Consider the following 15,139-nt stretch of genomic DNA (forward strand, 5'->3'; position numbering starts at 1 on the left):
GCTTAACGCGGCCTAAAATATTACTCGGGAGTATGAGCAATCGCCCACATAGGACCCTTTCCAGCCGGATAACGCTGTAAGTCGGTAAGACGACCACTATGCTCATCGATCCGGTAAACGGCGACGTGATGCGATTTTTGGCCAGTAGCCAGTAAATAGCGCCCCGTTTTGTCTAGTGTAAACCCGCGAGGTTGGGTTTCGGTCGGATGATAACCGACCAGCGTCAACGCATCGCCAGACTCTGAAACAGAGAAGATCGTCAATAGACTGCTGGTGCGGTCACAGGTGTAGAGAAACTTCCCATTGGAGGTCAGATGGATATCTGCCGCCCAAGGCGTACCGGTAAAGTCATCCGGTTGAGTGTCTAACGTTTGTACGACCTGATCCCCATTTTCGCCTAGCGCAATAACCATGACCGTACTATCTAATTCATCGATGGTGTAAGCGAAATGACCCTGTGGATGGAAAGCCATATGACGAGGACCTGCGCCCGCAGCGGAGGCGATTTGTGTTGCGTTGTCCTCCTCCAGGCTCTTATCGGCGCGTAAAGGGTAAACGCAGATACGATCTTGCTTCAGAGCAGGAACATACAGCTGATTGTTCGCTAAATTGATATTGGCAGAGTGACAGCCATCCAGCCCACGGATGATCTGTGTAGGCTCACTGGGACGTCCTTCCGCGTCTAAGGGGCCGTAGCTGACGAAACCATCGTGATAATAGCCGATATACAGCGCTTCGCCTTCGCGATCAGTCGCAAGATAGGTCGCACTCCCCGGTAAACTAGCCTCATCCAACCACGTCAGCGTTCCGGTTGGCCCTATTTTCCAAGCGGCAACGCGGAACTCAGGTTTTACACCCGCATATAACACTTGCTGACGAGGGTTGATGGCTAACGGCTGCGGTTGTCCGGGGGTATTTACCGTCTGCAGTAAGGTCAACGCACCTTGTTCAGATAATTGCCATACATGAATTTCTTCACTGTCTGGGCTCGCTGTATAGATAACTTGTTTCATGCGCTCTCCTTAACTTTCAGTAAGATCTAGTTTGCACTACTTCTACAATTGTAACAGTGATTTTGTGCTGGATTTGGTAGGTTACCGCTTTCGGGTGTAGACTTTTCGTACATCGTAAACTTAGGTGACGTTATTATGGATTATCGAGTTATCGCATTAGATTTAGATGGGACCCTGTTGACGAGTCAAAAACAGCTGTTACCCGAATCAATCAACGCTATTACGCGCGCCAAAGCCGCAGGCTACCACGTTTTAATTGTCACTGGCCGTCACCATAGCGCAATTCACCCAATTTATCAGACCTTACAGCTCACTGATCCGGCAATTTGTTGTAACGGAACGTATTCTTATGACTATCAGAAACGTTCAGTGATTAATAGTGATCCACTGCCCGCTAAAGATACCGAGATTGTGATCGAATCCCTACGCCAAGCAAAAATTAAGGGATTGTTGTATGCCGGTGAGGCGATGTATTACGAGCAACCCACCCCCCACGTTATTCGCATGCAAGCATGGGCCGAACAATACCCTAGCGAATTACGCCCGGTATTTCGTCAAGTCAATGATCTACTGTCGGTAGTTGAAAGCGGTGAGCCTTTATGGAAATTTGCTCTAGCCCATTCCGACCTGCCACAATTACATGCTTTCGCCGACCATGTAGAGGCGCTCGCCGAGGTCGTGTGCGAATGGTCGTGGAAAGACCAAATCGATATTGCCAAGCGTGGGAATAGTAAGGGTAAACGACTGGCCGAATGGGTCAACGCGCAGCACCTTTCGATGGATCAAGTTGTCGCGTTTGGCGATAACGATAATGATCTGAGTATGTTAGAGCTTGCAGGTATAGGCGTCGCGATGGGAGAAGCGAAACAAGCGATAAAAGACCGTTGCCAAGTAGTGGTAGGAAGTAATGAACAACCTTCTATCGCGGAGTTTATTGAGGAAAGATTGCTATAAGTCAGTCGCCTATGCCCTAAGGCATAGGCACGATATCATGCGGAATTTTTTTCGTTCTTCGTTCCAGAGATTAGGTTAAACAACTCACCCAGTCCCCAAATTAGCCCCAAAATAACGGCCATCAGTACAGGTACCATGATGATCGCCATTAGCAAACTTTTCAGAAGTTCTAGCATAGTCAGATCCCTTCGGCGTAAAAACCCTCATTTTAGCGAGACTATCGGCAGGAAGATACCGCTTTTTGTGCCTTCCCGCCGGCCGCGACCTCCTGCGAAATATTGACAAGGCTACTGCTGAACGTTACAACTGGAGTAAATGCACAACCTGGGACGCAACATGACAGTATTGCATATTTCGCAATGTATATTTCATCGTGGGGAACACTGGTCACTCCATATCGATGATTTCTATCTATCTGCAGGCAAAAGTGTCGCATTAGTCGGTAGTAACGGCAGCGGTAAATCCTCCCTCGCCCTCGCGCTGAGCGGTGAATTACCGCATGCTACCGGAACAGTGAACGGCCAGTTTGAGACGCCGACGCGGCTCTCTTTTGAGCAGCTATCTGCTTTTATCAACCATGAGTGGCAACGTAATAATAGCGATCTATTTAGCGAAGGCGAAAATAGCGACGGTAAGTTAACCCGCGAGGTTATTCAGGGATCCGTGGTGGACCAAGAACGCTGTGTGGCACTCGCCGTACGCTTTGGTATTGAGTCGCTACTTGACCGCCCCTTTAAAGTCTTATCGACCGGTGAAACGCGTAAGACATTATTATGCCAAGCCCTGATGTCGCAACCGGATCTTTTGATCCTCGATGAGCCCTTCGACGGCCTAGATGTGGCCTCCCGTGCGGCATTACAACATCTTCTACACGAGTTACAGCAGCAAGGGCTGACCCTCGTCTTTGTCCTGAATCGTTTTGAAGATATTCCGCCTTTTGTCGATCACGTCGGTCTGTTACTCGAGGGGAAACTGCAACCTTTAGCCTCTCGTCAACAGCTTCTTGCGGATAATGTTGTGGCGCAGCTGCAACACCTTGAACAGCTTGCCGAGGTCCAGCTTCCGGAAAGCGATAAGCCGATGGCCGAGGAACCGCCCTGCAGCGATACCCCATTGATTCGCTTAAGAGCGGGTCGCGTGTCGTGGGATGACAATGTGATTATCGATAACCTGACGTGGCAGGTAAAGCCGCAAGAGCATTGGCAAATCACCGGGCCAAATGGTGCAGGAAAATCGACATTACTCAGCTTAGTTACGGGTGATCATCCACAGGGCTACAGCAATGATCTGACTTTATTTGGTATTCGCCGGGGAAGTGGTGAAACCTTATGGGATATCAAAAAGCATATCGGCTATGTCAGCAGTAGCTTGCATTTGGAGTACCGCGTCAGCGCCTCCATTCGCACCGTTGTCTTATCCGGTTTTTTTGACTCGATTGGCCTTTATCAAGTCCCGGGCGACCACCAGCAGGCATTAGCCGATCGATGGTTAGCCTTAATTGGTCTATCAGAAGAGAGCGCTCACCTCCCCTTCCATGACCTTTCTTGGGGGCAACAACGCTTAGTCCTTATCGTCCGCGCGTTAGTGAAGCATCCGCGCCTGTTGATCCTCGACGAGCCACTGCAAGGATTAGATGCCCTAAATCGACAGCTGATTAAGCAGTTCGTTTCGCGGCTCATTGAGCAGGGTAATACACAGTTATTGTTCGTTTCGCATCACGCCGAAGATGCGCCAGACTGTATCACTCACCGGTTACAATTTGTCTCGCGCCCAGAAGGCGGTTATCGCTATGTCCAAGAGACGTTGACCTAATTCACCCATAATCTATTTCCCCCTCAGATACGGTGGGGGGAATAACCGCACTCACGTAAACGATAAATACGTAAGTAATAAGTCGACGCTCTCACTCAAATGTAATCGGTTACACTAATCTAGTCTTATTAAGTTAAAAAGCTCGCTAGACACTGAGCTATTTAGTGTAAACGCTTCCATAAATTCAATCTCGATCACAAAAAAAAGCGCGTCAATCTGCTACGCTCTACTCATAATCGCGTCATAGTTATGAGAATATTATGGAAACGTTTGATCCGACCGAACATCCCCATCGCCGATTCAACCCCCTGACGGGTGAATGGGTCCTAGTGTCTCCGCACCGCGCGAAAAGACCCTGGCAAGGGGCTGAAGAGACGCTAGCTCCACAACAGCTCCCTGAGCATGATCCTGAATGCTATCTCTGTCCAGGTAACACTCGTATTAATGGTGAGGTAAATCCACGCTATACCTCCCCATTCGTCTTCACTAATGATTTCTCCGCTCTACTCCCTGATACACCCTTGACCGAACCGAATGATGACGAGCTGTTTCAGTTAGAGAGCGTTCGTGGCATGAGTCGTGTCATTTGTTTCTCACCCGACCATAGTAAAACACTTCCCGAATTAAGCGTGTCGCAGATAGTCTCGGTGATTAATGTATGGCAAGAACAACTAGGGGAACTCGGTAAAACATATCCTTGGGTTCAAATCTTTGAAAATAAGGGTGCCGCGATGGGCTGTTCCAACCCTCATCCGCACGGTCAAGTCTGGGCAAATAGTTTTATTCCCAACCAAGTCGCTACGGAAGATCGCCTACAGCGCGACTATTATCAGCGACACCACCGCCCACTACTGTGGGACTACGCGTTACATGAGCAGCAGAAAAAAATACGCGTTGTCGTCGAGACAGAGCATTGGATCGCCGTCGTTCCTTGGTGGGCGGTGTGGCCATTCGAGACCTTGTTATTACCTAAAGCCAAAGTGGCTCGTTTAACCGAGATCTCTACGGCACAGCGCGATGACCTTGCCCTAGCCCTAAAACAGCTAACCAGTCGCTACGACAACCTATTCCAGTGTTCTTTCCCCTATTCTATGGGATGGCATGGTGCACCGTTTACCGATGAAGAGAGCTCGCACTGGCAGTTACATGCCCACTTTTACCCGCCCCTCCTGCGTTCAGCGACCGTCCGTAAATTTATGGTCGGCTACGAGATGCTCGCCGAAGTACAGCGCGATTTAACCCCAGAGCAAGCCGCAGAACGACTTCGTTCCGTCAGCGACCGTCATTTCCGAGAGACTCAATCATGATCATAGAACTCAAACAGCGCTGCGAACAGCGTTTCATTCAGCACTTTGGTTACGCGCCGAGTCATTTTTTTCAAGCGCCTGGGCGCGTCAATCTTATTGGTGAGCATACCGATTATAATCAGGGCTTTGTCCTTCCCTGTGCCATCGATTACCAAACGGTCATTAGCTGCGCCAAGCGTCAAGATAATCAGGTACGTGTGATTGCCGCCGACTATGATGACCAACAAGACGAGTTCTCCTTAGAGGAACCGATCGTGTTTCGTGACTCAGCGATGTGGGCGAATTATCTGCGTGGAGTCGTGAAACATTTGCGCCAAATCAATGACCAGTTTCAGGGAATAGATATGGTGATTAGCGGCGACGTGCCACAGGGCGCTGGCTTAAGCTCGTCCGCGTCCTTGGAAGTCGCGATAGGAACTGCAATACAGCAACTCTATGAGTTACCGATAAGCCCCGTAGAAATTGCCCTTAATGGCCAGGCTGCCGAGAACCAATTTGTCGGCTGTAACTGCGGTATTATGGATCAGATGATTTCGGCGATGGGTAAAGCCGATCATGCCCTATTGCTCGATTGCCAGTCGCTTGAGACACAACCTGTTTCCATGCCTGACGATGTCGCGGTTCTGATCGTTAACTCGAATTTTCGCCGCACGTTAGTCGGTAGCGAGTACAACCTACGACGCGAGCAATGTCAGGCCGGCGCTGAATTTTTTGGCCAGTCGTCGTTACGGGCAGTTTCTTTAGACGCGTTTACCGCGCGCGAAGCCGAGATGGAACCAACCGTGGCCAAGCGGGTACGCCATATTCTGACAGAGAACCAACGTACGCTTGAAGCCACTCAAGCCCTCAACCGCGGTGACCTCGTGCGTATGGGGCAATTGATGGCAGAGTCCCATATTTCAATGCGCGACGACTTTGCGATCACCGTCCCGCAGATAGACCGTCTGGTTGAATTACTTCAGGCTGCGATAGGTGAAGAAGGCGGCGCGCGAATGACCGGAGGAGGCTTCGGTGGCTGCGTCGTGGCGCTACTGCCGACAGAACGTGTTGCTGCGGTGAAAGCCGCCATGGCGGATCACTATTTTGCCGCCACTGGGATCAAAGAGACTTACTATCTGTGTCACGCTTCACAAGGAGCTAGCCCATGTTAACCACCGAGACACTCGCCCCCGATGGCCAGCCCTACCGTATCTCTGAGCTGCGCAACGCCCGAGGAATGGTTGTACGTTTTATGGATTGGGGGGTCACTTGGCTCAGCGCACAGATCCCCATGGCGGATGGCGCGTTACGCGAAGCGCTGCTTAGTTGCGGCTCCCCTGAGCGCTATCTCGAGCAGGAGGCTTACCTCGGCGCGACGGTAGGCCGCTATGCTAATCGTATTCGTAACGCTTATTTAGACGCAATTGGCTGTCAGTTGAAGAGTAATCAAGGCCCTCATCAACTACATGGTGGCCCCGAAGGCTTTAGTCATCGTCGCTGGCACTGCGTCAGCCATACTGCCGAGACTCTCGTCTACCGATTGTACTCCGCTGACGGCGATCAAGGTTTTCCGGGAAATCTAGATGTTGAATTAACGTTGACGTTGAATGATGACAATCGCCTCGATTTTCATTTTAGCGCGAAGAGTGATGCCCTCACCCCGTTATCGTTAACCAACCATGCCTATTTTAATCTTGATGGAGTACAAGGCGATATCCGTGCCCACCAGCTCGCCCTTAAAGCCTCGTATTTCCAGCCCGTCGATAGTGATGGGCTTCCTGACGGCGAGTGCCTATCCGTTGCACAGACCTCATTCGATTTTCGCTCGCCTAAGTCGCTGGCTCAGGATTTTCTTTCTGACCGTTTCCAGCAAGTTACGGGCGGCTATGATCATGCTTTCATTCTTGATACACACGCCCCAGAGCAGCCTGTCGCGACACTCACCTCGCAAGACGGCCGCTTAGCCCTTGAGCTTTTTAGTCGTGAGCCGACGCTACAGGTCTATACCGGCAATTATCTCGCGGGAACGCCATCACCACAGGGCGAATACCAAAATTATCAGGGCATTGCATTGGAACCTGGCTACAGTCCTGATGCGGCAAATAGCGTTCCACCTGCAGGGTGTTGGTTACCGGCAGAAGAGATCCGGCATATTCGCTTTGGCTACCAGTTCGTTAGCGGTTAAAAAAACAGCGCTAAGTAGGACAGAGACTTACACAGCGCGCCCTTTTCCGCTATGGTAGAGGCAGCAACGTCTCATGACCGAGGAAGTTTCACGGCGAGAAAAATTGTACAGTGAATAATTAATCATTGAAGGAGCTTTACGATGGCAGTAACTAAGCTTGTACTGGTCCGCCACGGCGAAAGTCAGTGGAACCAAGAAAACCGCTTCACCGGTTGGTATGACGTAGACCTTTCTGAAAAAGGCCGTGGGGAAGCGCAAGCAGCGGGTAAACTTCTTAAGCAAGAAGGTTTCACGTTCGACTTCGCTTATACCTCTGTTTTAAAACGTGCTATTCACACCTTATGGTCAGTGTTAGACGAGCTTGACCAAGCCTGGTTACCGGTTGAGAAGAACTGGCGTCTTAACGAGCGTCATTACGGTGCGCTGCAAGGGCTCAATAAAGCAGAAACTGCCGAGAAATACGGTGATGAGCAAGTTAAACAATGGCGTCGTGGCTTTGCCATAACGCCTCCAGAATTAGAGCGTTCAGATGAGCGTTTCCCAGGCCACGATCCTCGCTATGCTTCATTGAGTGCTGAAGAGCTGCCAGTGACTGAGAGCCTCGCGACGACGATTGAGCGTGTCATCCCTTATTGGAATGAAGCTATCCTGCCGCGTATCAAAAGCGGTGAGAAGGTCATTATTGCTGCGCACGGTAACTCACTGCGTGCACTGGTCAAATATCTTGAAGGTCTATCTGAAGATGAGATCTTAGAGCTGAATATCCCAACGGGTGTCCCATTGGTCTATGAGTTCGACGAGAATTTCAAACCACTAAAACGTTACTACCTAGGTGATGCTGAAGAAGTGGCTGCACGTGCAGCAGCAGTCGCCAACCAAGGCAAGGCAAAATAAGCAATCAAGGCCGGATAATAGGTTGTCCAACTATCGGGGGTCACTTCATAATCCGGCCTTTTTATTAGGCGTTACGTCTTGCCCGTACCGCCTCCGCGAGTTGCTTCAGCACCTGTTCGGTAGCTGGCCAGCCGATACAAGCGTCGGTCACGCTCTGACCGTAGGTAAGAGGCTGTCCGCTCTCAAGGTTTTGATTCCCCTCCACCAAGTGACTCTCAATCATCACGCCTATAATGGCTTTATCACCCCCCGCGATCTGTCCCGCGACGTCAGTGGCTACGTCCATCTGTTTTTGATACTGCTTAGAGCTATTGGCATGGCTGAAATCAATCATTACCTGCTGAGGTAAGCCGGCCTGGCTTAAGCCTGCCTTCACTGCTGCCACATCTTGCGCACTATAGTTAGGCGTTTTGCCGCCACGAAGAATGATATGACAATCTTTATTTCCCGCCGTCTCGACAATGGCAGAATGGCCATATTTGGTTACCGACAGAAAGCAGTGCCCGGCAGACGCTGCATTGATGGCGTCGATCGCGACTTTGATTGTTCCGTCGGTACCATTTTTAAAGCCCACGGGGCAAGAGAGTCCTGATGCGAGTTCACGGTGAACCTGAGACTCGGTGGTACGAGCGCCGATCGCTCCCCAGCTCATCAAATCAGCCAAGTATTGAGGGGTGATCATATCGAGAAATTCACCCGCAGTCGGCATACCAAGATCGTTGATATCCAGTAGAAGCTTACGGCCTAAGCGTAACCCTTGGTTGATGTCGAAACTACCATCCATATACGGGTCGTTGATCATCCCTTTCCAACCTACGGTTGTGCGGGGTTTTTCGAAATAGACGCGCATAACAATTTCGAGATCATTGTGCAGTTCGTCACGCACTGCCAACAGGCGCTGGGCGTACTCCATCGCGGCATGCGTATCATGAATTGAACACGGCCCAATCACAACGAGTAATCGGTCGTCTTGCTGCTGCAATACCTGCTGGATCGTTTGACGGCTTTTAGCAACCGTATCGGCGGCACGATCTGATGCGGGAAATTTCTCTAATAATGCCACTGGCGGTAAAAGTTCTTTAATTTCAGTAATTCGTAAATCGTCGTTTTTATAGCTCATTATTATTCCATCACGATAAGTGTGCTGTTGTCCTAGGGATACTCTAACGTGCCTCTCTCAAACTGCAAACCCTAATTGCCACTTTTTCCGGCGTAGCATCAAGAAGTCGGTGGCTGGTTATTCTCAGAGGCTTTGCTAGACCAGAGACGCACACCATTTATCGCAATGAGCGTTAGGATCAGATATTCGATCGACATGGCATAAACACCCTGTAAGGTAAATATCGCGACACTGATAACGTTAATAATAACCCAGAGTATCCAATTCTCTACCCATTTACGGGTCATAAAGATCATCGCGATGACAGATAAAATAGTCATGCAGGCATCCCAGAAGGGATAAGCATCGGGTTGTAAGACTGGTAGCTGCGCCTTAAGTCCAAATTGGTTAAGTAAGCTTACGGCGAGCCGAGCAAACTGACCAAATAAGGCATCGATGAATAGCGTCATGATCACGATAGCGACGGCAGCCGCCGCTAACCACACTGCGCGCGCCCGAGTCCCGAGCCAGCGAATTTGTAGCTCTGTCTGCTGCGCAGCGGTTTGTCTCGTCCAGGCGTACCACCCATAGAGGTTAGCGAGTAAGAAAAATATCTGGAGTAACAAACTGGAATAGAGCTGTATTTGGTAGAAAATGACTGCAAATAATAAAACGTTAATAATACCAAAAAAGTAATTAATGACTTTTTCTTTACTGGCCAGCCAGATGCAGAGTAAACCGCTTAAGGTGCCAACTGCCTCGATCCATGATAGATCGTAGCCCTGGTTCCCTAGGGGGATGTGCACTAATAACGTATTAATACTGAAAAAGTTCATCGCGGCACCTCTTGTTTAATATACTAAACAACATACCTCAAGTAAGCCGGTTTGTCTTATGATTTCCTTCATCATCCGACCAAGCGCTTAGTAAGTTGTGTTTCACCCAATGCTTCCTACACTTTACATAAACACTACACGCTTTTCATGGAGGGTCACCATCCCTATGCTACGTCGATGCCTACTGGCCTATGTGATCATAGCCTTATTAGCCTTACTCGCCAGCTACCTAAGCGATTGGGTCAACAAGCGCCCCGCTGAGGGAAACAGCTGGACAACCGCCCGTCGAGACTCTGCCCAACTTCTCGCTAATCCACAATCAATAAAGGATGATGCTTTAGTAGCGGTATTTGCTGCCAAGACCTATGGCTGGCGCGGCCACTTCGCCGTGCACACGTGGCTTGTCGTCAAGCGCCGTGGAGAGACACATTACACACGTTATGACGTGATCGGTTGGCGAAGCAATGACCTGATCAGAAAAGATTATGCTATTGCCGATGGTTATTGGTACGGGGCTCGGCCGCGTATGCTAGTTGAGCATCGAGGCGATGCTGCCGAAGCGATGATCCCGCGCCTCGAAGCCGCTGTACACAGCTATCCCTATCCTCACACCTATCATGCTTGGCCTGGCCCGAACAGTAATACATTTATTGCTCATATTGCGCGCCAAGTTCCGGCCTTACGTTTGAATATGCCTGCGAATGCAATCGGTAAGGACTATCGCCCATTGACGAATCCGATTGGACGTCCACCTTCAGGGAAGGGAGTACAGCTATCGATACTTGGACTTTTGGGCGTGAATCTTGGCGAACAAGAAGGAATAGAAGTTAACTTGCTGGGAATGGATCTGGGCATTAACGTCTCACCATTACAAGTTCGGCTCCCTTTCATTGGTAACCTTCCCGCTGAGAATAATAAGCCTTAGACAGTTAATCCCTATTCGTTAAGATAAAAAAAACCGCGGCAGCATAAACTGTCGCGGTTACTACCAGAGGATAACCTCAAGTAAAAACTTGGTGGGTCGTGCAGGATGACTCGCTAAGCTCGCCCTGCGGGTCGTTACCTTTGGCAACGTTGTCTCACTGCGTGAGACCCGAACCTGCTGCAGGTTCTTATCCTGAACGATTTAATATTGAGTATTGGAGACGAAAAAAGCACCTATAAGGTGCTTTTATTCTAGATTTGGTGGGTCGTGCAGGATTCGAACCTGCGACCAATTGATTAAAAGTCAACTGCTCTACCAACTGAGCTAACGACCCGATTTTCCTTGCCAAAATCACTGTTTAAGTTTGTCTTGGCAACGGCGGCATATATTACTGATTTACCGAGACAGCGCAACTATTAATTAAAAATAAATGACCAGTTGCTTACCTTTACAGCGACCCGAACACTATTCAGCCAACTTTTGCTGAAAAAATCTTAATATTACCCGGCAAGCGCCTTTTGTGCCGCTTTCGCAGAAGGCGTGTTCGGGTAAAGCTGGATCACTTGCTGCCACACTGCTTTGGCTTTATCCAACTGATTCTTATCCTTCATAATCGTACCAATTTTCAGCAGTGCTTCGGCTGATTTTGGTGATTTCGGATATTTTTTAACTACCGTCGCAAAATAGTAAGCGGCATCGTCTTTTTGCCCTTTATTATAATACAACTGCCCCAGCCAATAGTTGGCATTAGGCTGGTAGGTTGAATCTGGATATTTTTTTACCCAAGCCTGTAGTGCCGCCAGCGCATCATCTGGCTTATTTTGCTTTAAGGCCAAATCTACTGCCGCGTTATAATCCTGATTAACATCGCCAGTCTGCGTACCGATCTGCCCTGCTGTGCTCGACGTAGACGTACTCTCGGACGAAGCGGTTGAGCTCTGACCCGTATCCGTATTCGACGATGTTGCAGCCGCTGCAGCGCCGCTGCTGCTTAGCGTATCGATTTGTTGATAGAGCTGTTTTTGACGCTCGACAACTTGGTTAAGTTGATAACTATTTTGTTGGATCTCACCGCGTAGTGCATCGATATCGCTTTGGGTATCGCTCAACTGCTGTTGGAGTTGCTGTAGAAGTTGAGATTGTGCATTGGAGATTCGTTCGAGGGTGGTGACACGGTCTTCGGTTGAGCCCGAGCCAGCGCTACTGATTGACGCCTGGGCATGAGCGGCCGGAACGGCCGCTACGCCAATCAGTAACGACAGACCCAAAGTGTGAAGTCTGAAGTTACTAATCATAGTTTTCTCTTAGTATACCAATACAGCACGACGGTTTTTAGCCCATGCAGCTTGGTCATGACCTAACACTGCTGGTTTCTCTTTACCGTAAGAGACGATAGACATTTGGTCTTCGCCTACGCCTTTACCTTGTAGGTACATTTTAACCGCGCTAGCACGGCGCTCGCCCAGGGCGATGTTGTATTCTGGCGTACCGCGCTCATCCGCGTGACCTTCGATAGTCACTTTGTAAGATGGGTTGCTACGTAAGAAGTTAGCGTGTTGATCTAACATTTGTGCGAACTCTGGCAGGATATCGTATTTATCCAGACCGAAGTACACGATGTTGTTTTGTTGTAGCTGTTGCATCTGCAGACGAGCTTGTTCGTCAGAAGACATGTTGCCGTTGCTACCATTGCCAGATGTGCCATTACCGTAAGCGCTATCTGCACCAGTGGTAGAGCCTGATTGGTCATTGTTGTTCTTATGAGAAGAACATGCAGCAACCGCTAACACTGGCAGAGCCAGCAGTAAACCTTTCAGCACTTTATTGAATTGCATTTCGAAAATCCTATTATAGTTTGCCATACACATTTACACATGCATCACAGATACGGCGACCAGGCAGGGAATTTTACCTGTCCATCAGTCGTCGGAAGACGCGCTTTGAAACGCCCGTCGGTCGAAACCAACTGCAATACGGAACCATAACCCTGAGTTGAGCTATAGATCACCATCGTGCCGTTAGGTGCTAGACTTGGCGTCTCATCCAGATAAGAGCTAGACAATGTTTGTACTGCTCCTGTCTCTAGATCTTGTCGAGCGATATGTTGCGCACCACCTGCAGTGCTAACCATCACCATTGATTTACCATCGGTTGCCACATCCGCGTCTTGGTTTTGACCACCCTGCCAAGTAATACGCTGTGGTGCACCACCGTTGATATTTAACTTATAAATTTGCGGTAGTCCGCCTTGATCTGAAGTATACGCAATATTCTGGCTGTCAGGGAACCAGGTTGGCTCAGTACTGTTATAGCGGCCATTGGTCACTTGACTAATCTGTCCCGAGGAGAGATCCATCACATAGAGATTCAGGCTACCGGTCTTAGACAGTGCGAACGCAAGCTTAGTCCCGTCTGGGGAGAAGGCCGGTGCACCGTTATGACGCGGGAATGAAGCGATCTGACGGATACTGCTATTCGATAATGTTTGTACAACCAGTGCTGAACGTCCACTTTCAAAGGTTACATAGGCAACCTTGCTACCATCTGGAGACCAGGCTGGGGACATCAAGGGTTCGCTTGAACGATGCACGACGAACTGATTGTAACCATCGTAATCGGATACTCGTAACTCATAAGGGAATTGACCGCCATTGGTTTGCACCACATAGGCAATACGCGTGCGGAATGCACCCTTAATCCCCGTTAGCTTTTGGAAGACTTCATCGCTAGCGGTATGCGCGGCGTAACGTAACCACTGTTTAGTTATCTTGTAGGAATTCTGCGCTAACACAGTACCAGGCGCAGCGGCAGTGTCCACTAATTGATAGCTAACCTGATAGCTACCATCTGCGTTACCTTTAACCTGCCCCACGACTACGGCATCAATACCAAGAGCTGACCATGCTGCAGGCTGAACTTCTTGCGCACTTGCCGGTTGTTGAGGAAGGCGAGAGCGGTCCAGAGGATTAAACTTTCCACTGTTACGTAAATCGGCAGCCACGATACCACCAATATCTTCGGGGGCTGAACCACCGCCACTCCATTGGAATGGAACGACACCGATAGGTCGAGCGGTATTTACGCCCTGCGTAATTTCAATATGCACTTCTGCTTGAGCCACAGCCGCCCACACTAACAGAAAAAAGCTTAACGTTACTCGTAATGCCTGTTTCATTTCATCTCCCATATCCGAGCGATTGCTCATGATAAGTGGTTTCCCAGTATCTGAAGGATCGTAACAAACGTTCCTTCAGCATTGCCTATCGCCTAAGGTCTCTGTAGAAATCTACTGACCCGGTTTAAAAGTTATAGTCGCTTCTTTCACCGCCGCCCAGACTTCTTGGCTAGGGGGCTTAGGAATATGCGCCATACGTGATGCGGTTAACGCTGCTTGGCAGAGAGCAGGGTCCCCTCCCGCCGATGTTGCAGAAATCAGTAAGCCATCAGGGGCTAATTTTATATGTACGGAGCATTGTTTACCGGCAAAATTATCCGCATCGTAAAATTTACTCTGAATCGCGCTTTGTACCTGTCCAAGATAACTTTGGATTGCTGCGCCAGAAGCGCCCGCTTTTTTCTGGTTACCTTCCCCCGAAGCCCCACCACTTGCAGCAGATTTCGGCGCATTTTTACCCGACGCTAACCCACCAAGGAGATCATTTAACGCAGCATCACTTTTCGCTGCTTTCGCTTTTGCAGCCTTGGCTTCTGCCGCTGCCTTAGCCTTCGCATCAGCCGCCGCTTGCGCTTTAGCCTCTTTCGCTGCTTGGGCTTTTGCTTCAGCTGCCGCTTGGGCTTTGGCCTCTTTCGCTGCCTGAGCTTTCGCTTCAGCTGCCGCTTGGGCTTTGGCCTCTTTCGCTGCTTGGGCTTTCGCTTCAGCCGCCGCTTGGGCTTTGGCCTCTTTAGCTGCTTCGGCTTTTGCTTCAGCCGCCGCTTGGGCTTTGGCCTCTTTAGCCGCTTCGGCTTTCGCTTCAGCTGCCGCTTGGGCTTTGGCCTCTTTAGCCGCTTCGGCTTTTGCTTGGGCTGCCGCTTGGGCTTTGGCCTCTTTAGCTGCCTCGGCTTTCGCTTGGGCTGCCGCCTGCTTGGCTTGTTCTGCTGCGTCGGCTTTCGCTTGGGCCGCCGCCTGCTTGGCCTG

The 15,139-nt window shown here is 49.8% G+C and carries 15 protein-coding genes, 1 tRNA gene and 1 other RNA gene; 7 read left to right on the forward strand and 10 right to left on the reverse strand.

Annotation, left to right across the window (positions count from 1 at the left end; all coding sequences use genetic code 11):
* Positions 1-20: 20 nt before the first annotated feature.
* Entirely contained in the window at positions 21-1,013 is a 993-nt protein-coding gene (gene pgl / locus HGT70_RS12715) for a 6-phosphogluconolactonase (RefSeq protein ID WP_214196115.1), read from the reverse strand.
* A gap of 135 nt (positions 1,014-1,148) precedes the next feature.
* Here pgl and HGT70_RS12720 point away from each other — a divergent pair, with 135 nt between their 5' ends.
* A complete protein-coding gene (locus HGT70_RS12720; RefSeq protein WP_214196117.1) occupies positions 1,149-1,967 on the forward strand; it encodes a pyridoxal phosphatase in 819 nt (272 codons plus the stop codon).
* Positions 1,968-2,002: 35 nt separating this feature from the next.
* Here the strand turns inward: HGT70_RS12720 and HGT70_RS12725 are convergent, their stop codons facing one another.
* Complete coding sequence (locus tag HGT70_RS12725; RefSeq protein ID WP_048911819.1) at positions 2,003-2,143, reverse strand: AcrZ family multidrug efflux pump-associated protein; 141 nt, start codon at positions 2,141-2,143, stop codon at positions 2,003-2,005.
* A 160-nt stretch (positions 2,144-2,303) separates the two neighbouring features.
* On the opposite strand from HGT70_RS12725, the gene modF reads away from it, so the two are divergent.
* The 5 genes from modF (at position 2,304) to gpmA (ending at position 8,144) form a co-directional block, all read left to right on the forward strand.
* On the forward strand, positions 2,304-3,779 hold the full coding sequence (gene modF / locus HGT70_RS12730; RefSeq protein WP_214196119.1) for a molybdate ABC transporter ATP-binding protein ModF: 1,476 nt from the start codon (positions 2,304-2,306) through the stop codon (positions 3,777-3,779).
* A gap of 260 nt (positions 3,780-4,039) precedes the next feature.
* Positions 4,040-5,086, forward strand: coding sequence for a galactose-1-phosphate uridylyltransferase (gene galT, locus HGT70_RS12735; RefSeq protein WP_214196120.1), 1,047 nt, complete (start codon positions 4,040-4,042; stop codon positions 5,084-5,086).
* On the forward strand, positions 5,083-6,237 hold the full coding sequence (gene galK, locus HGT70_RS12740; RefSeq protein ID WP_232526966.1) for a galactokinase: 1,155 nt from the start codon (positions 5,083-5,085) through the stop codon (positions 6,235-6,237). The genes galT and galK overlap by 4 nt, the downstream gene beginning before the upstream one ends.
* On the forward strand, positions 6,231-7,250 hold the full coding sequence (locus tag HGT70_RS12745; protein WP_214196122.1) for a galactose-1-epimerase: 1,020 nt from the start codon (positions 6,231-6,233) through the stop codon (positions 7,248-7,250). The genes galK and HGT70_RS12745 overlap by 7 nt, the downstream gene beginning before the upstream one ends.
* Positions 7,251-7,391: 141 nt before the next feature.
* On the forward strand, positions 7,392-8,144 hold the full coding sequence (gene gpmA, locus HGT70_RS12750) for a 2,3-diphosphoglycerate-dependent phosphoglycerate mutase (RefSeq protein ID WP_071434700.1): 753 nt from the start codon (positions 7,392-7,394) through the stop codon (positions 8,142-8,144).
* Between the two features lie 64 nt (positions 8,145-8,208).
* Here gpmA and aroG read toward each other — a convergent pair whose 3' ends face one another.
* Both aroG and pnuC read right to left on the reverse strand, forming a co-directional pair.
* Positions 8,209-9,264: a 3-deoxy-7-phosphoheptulonate synthase AroG gene (aroG, locus tag HGT70_RS12755; RefSeq protein ID WP_071434699.1), complete on the reverse strand. Its 1,056-nt coding sequence runs from the start codon at positions 9,262-9,264 to the stop codon at positions 8,209-8,211.
* 98 nt (positions 9,265-9,362) lie between these two features.
* Positions 9,363-10,079, reverse strand: a complete 717-nt coding sequence (gene pnuC / locus HGT70_RS12760; protein ID WP_214196123.1) for a nicotinamide riboside transporter PnuC — start codon at positions 10,077-10,079, stop codon at positions 9,363-9,365.
* Between the two features lie 166 nt (positions 10,080-10,245).
* On the opposite strand from pnuC, the gene HGT70_RS12765 reads away from it, so the two are divergent.
* Positions 10,246-11,004, forward strand: coding sequence for a DUF3750 domain-containing protein (locus HGT70_RS12765; protein ID WP_214196124.1), 759 nt, complete (start codon positions 10,246-10,248; stop codon positions 11,002-11,004).
* Between the two features lie 89 nt (positions 11,005-11,093).
* Here the strand turns inward: HGT70_RS12765 and HGT70_RS12770 are convergent.
* The 6 genes from HGT70_RS12770 to tolA form a co-directional block, all read right to left on the reverse strand.
* Positions 11,094-11,216, reverse strand: a non-coding RNA gene (locus tag HGT70_RS12770) — RtT sRNA.
* A 46-nt stretch (positions 11,217-11,262) separates the two neighbouring features.
* Positions 11,263-11,338 (reverse strand) — tRNA-Lys (locus HGT70_RS12775).
* 166 nt (positions 11,339-11,504) lie between these two features.
* Positions 11,505-12,299, reverse strand: a complete 795-nt coding sequence (cpoB, locus tag HGT70_RS12780; protein WP_214196126.1) for a cell division protein CpoB — start codon at positions 12,297-12,299, stop codon at positions 11,505-11,507.
* 9 nt (positions 12,300-12,308) lie between these two features.
* Complete coding sequence (gene pal / locus HGT70_RS12785; RefSeq protein WP_071434691.1) at positions 12,309-12,839, reverse strand: peptidoglycan-associated lipoprotein Pal; 531 nt, start codon at positions 12,837-12,839, stop codon at positions 12,309-12,311.
* A 44-nt stretch (positions 12,840-12,883) separates the two neighbouring features.
* Complete coding sequence (tolB, locus tag HGT70_RS12790; protein WP_071435269.1) at positions 12,884-14,179, reverse strand: Tol-Pal system beta propeller repeat protein TolB; 1,296 nt, start codon at positions 14,177-14,179, stop codon at positions 12,884-12,886.
* A 111-nt stretch (positions 14,180-14,290) separates the two neighbouring features.
* On the reverse strand, positions 14,291-15,139 hold an 849-nt coding region (tolA, locus tag HGT70_RS12795; protein WP_214196128.1), incomplete at its 5' end, for a cell envelope integrity protein TolA.

The organism is Rosenbergiella collisarenosi (assembly GCF_018494085.1).
GTDB lineage: Bacteria > Pseudomonadota > Gammaproteobacteria > Enterobacterales > Enterobacteriaceae > Rosenbergiella > Rosenbergiella collisarenosi.

Bases quoted from the DNA above. Each gene is read 5' to 3' on its own strand.
- galT (WP_214196120.1), top strand. From the start codon at position 4,040: ATGGAAACGTTTGATCCGACCGAACATCCCCATCGCCGATTCAACCCC.
- gpmA (WP_071434700.1), top strand. From the start codon at position 7,392: ATGGCAGTAACTAAGCTTGTACTGGTCCGCCACGGCGAAAGTCAGTGG.
- HGT70_RS12725 (WP_048911819.1), bottom strand. From the start codon at position 2,143: ATGCTAGAACTTCTGAAAAGTTTGCTAATGGCGATCATCATGGTACCT.
- cpoB (WP_214196126.1), bottom strand. From the start codon at position 12,299: ATGATTAGTAACTTCAGACTTCACACTTTGGGTCTGTCGTTACTGATT.
- galK (WP_232526966.1), top strand. From the start codon at position 5,083: ATGATCATAGAACTCAAACAGCGCTGCGAACAGCGTTTCATTCAGCAC.
- pgl (WP_214196115.1), bottom strand. From the start codon at position 1,013: ATGAAACAAGTTATCTATACAGCGAGCCCAGACAGTGAAGAAATTCAT.
- pal (WP_071434691.1), bottom strand. From the start codon at position 12,839: ATGCAATTCAATAAAGTGCTGAAAGGTTTACTGCTGGCTCTGCCAGTG.
- modF (WP_214196119.1), top strand. From the start codon at position 2,304: ATGACAGTATTGCATATTTCGCAATGTATATTTCATCGTGGGGAACAC.
- aroG (WP_071434699.1), bottom strand. From the start codon at position 9,264: ATGAGCTATAAAAACGACGATTTACGAATTACTGAAATTAAAGAACTT.
- tolB (WP_071435269.1), bottom strand. From the start codon at position 14,179: ATGAAACAGGCATTACGAGTAACGTTAAGCTTTTTTCTGTTAGTGTGG.
- pnuC (WP_214196123.1), bottom strand. From the start codon at position 10,079: ATGAACTTTTTCAGTATTAATACGTTATTAGTGCACATCCCCCTAGGG.
- HGT70_RS12745 (WP_214196122.1), top strand. From the start codon at position 6,231: ATGTTAACCACCGAGACACTCGCCCCCGATGGCCAGCCCTACCGTATC.
- HGT70_RS12765 (WP_214196124.1), top strand. From the start codon at position 10,246: ATGCTACGTCGATGCCTACTGGCCTATGTGATCATAGCCTTATTAGCC.
- HGT70_RS12720 (WP_214196117.1), top strand. From the start codon at position 1,149: ATGGATTATCGAGTTATCGCATTAGATTTAGATGGGACCCTGTTGACG.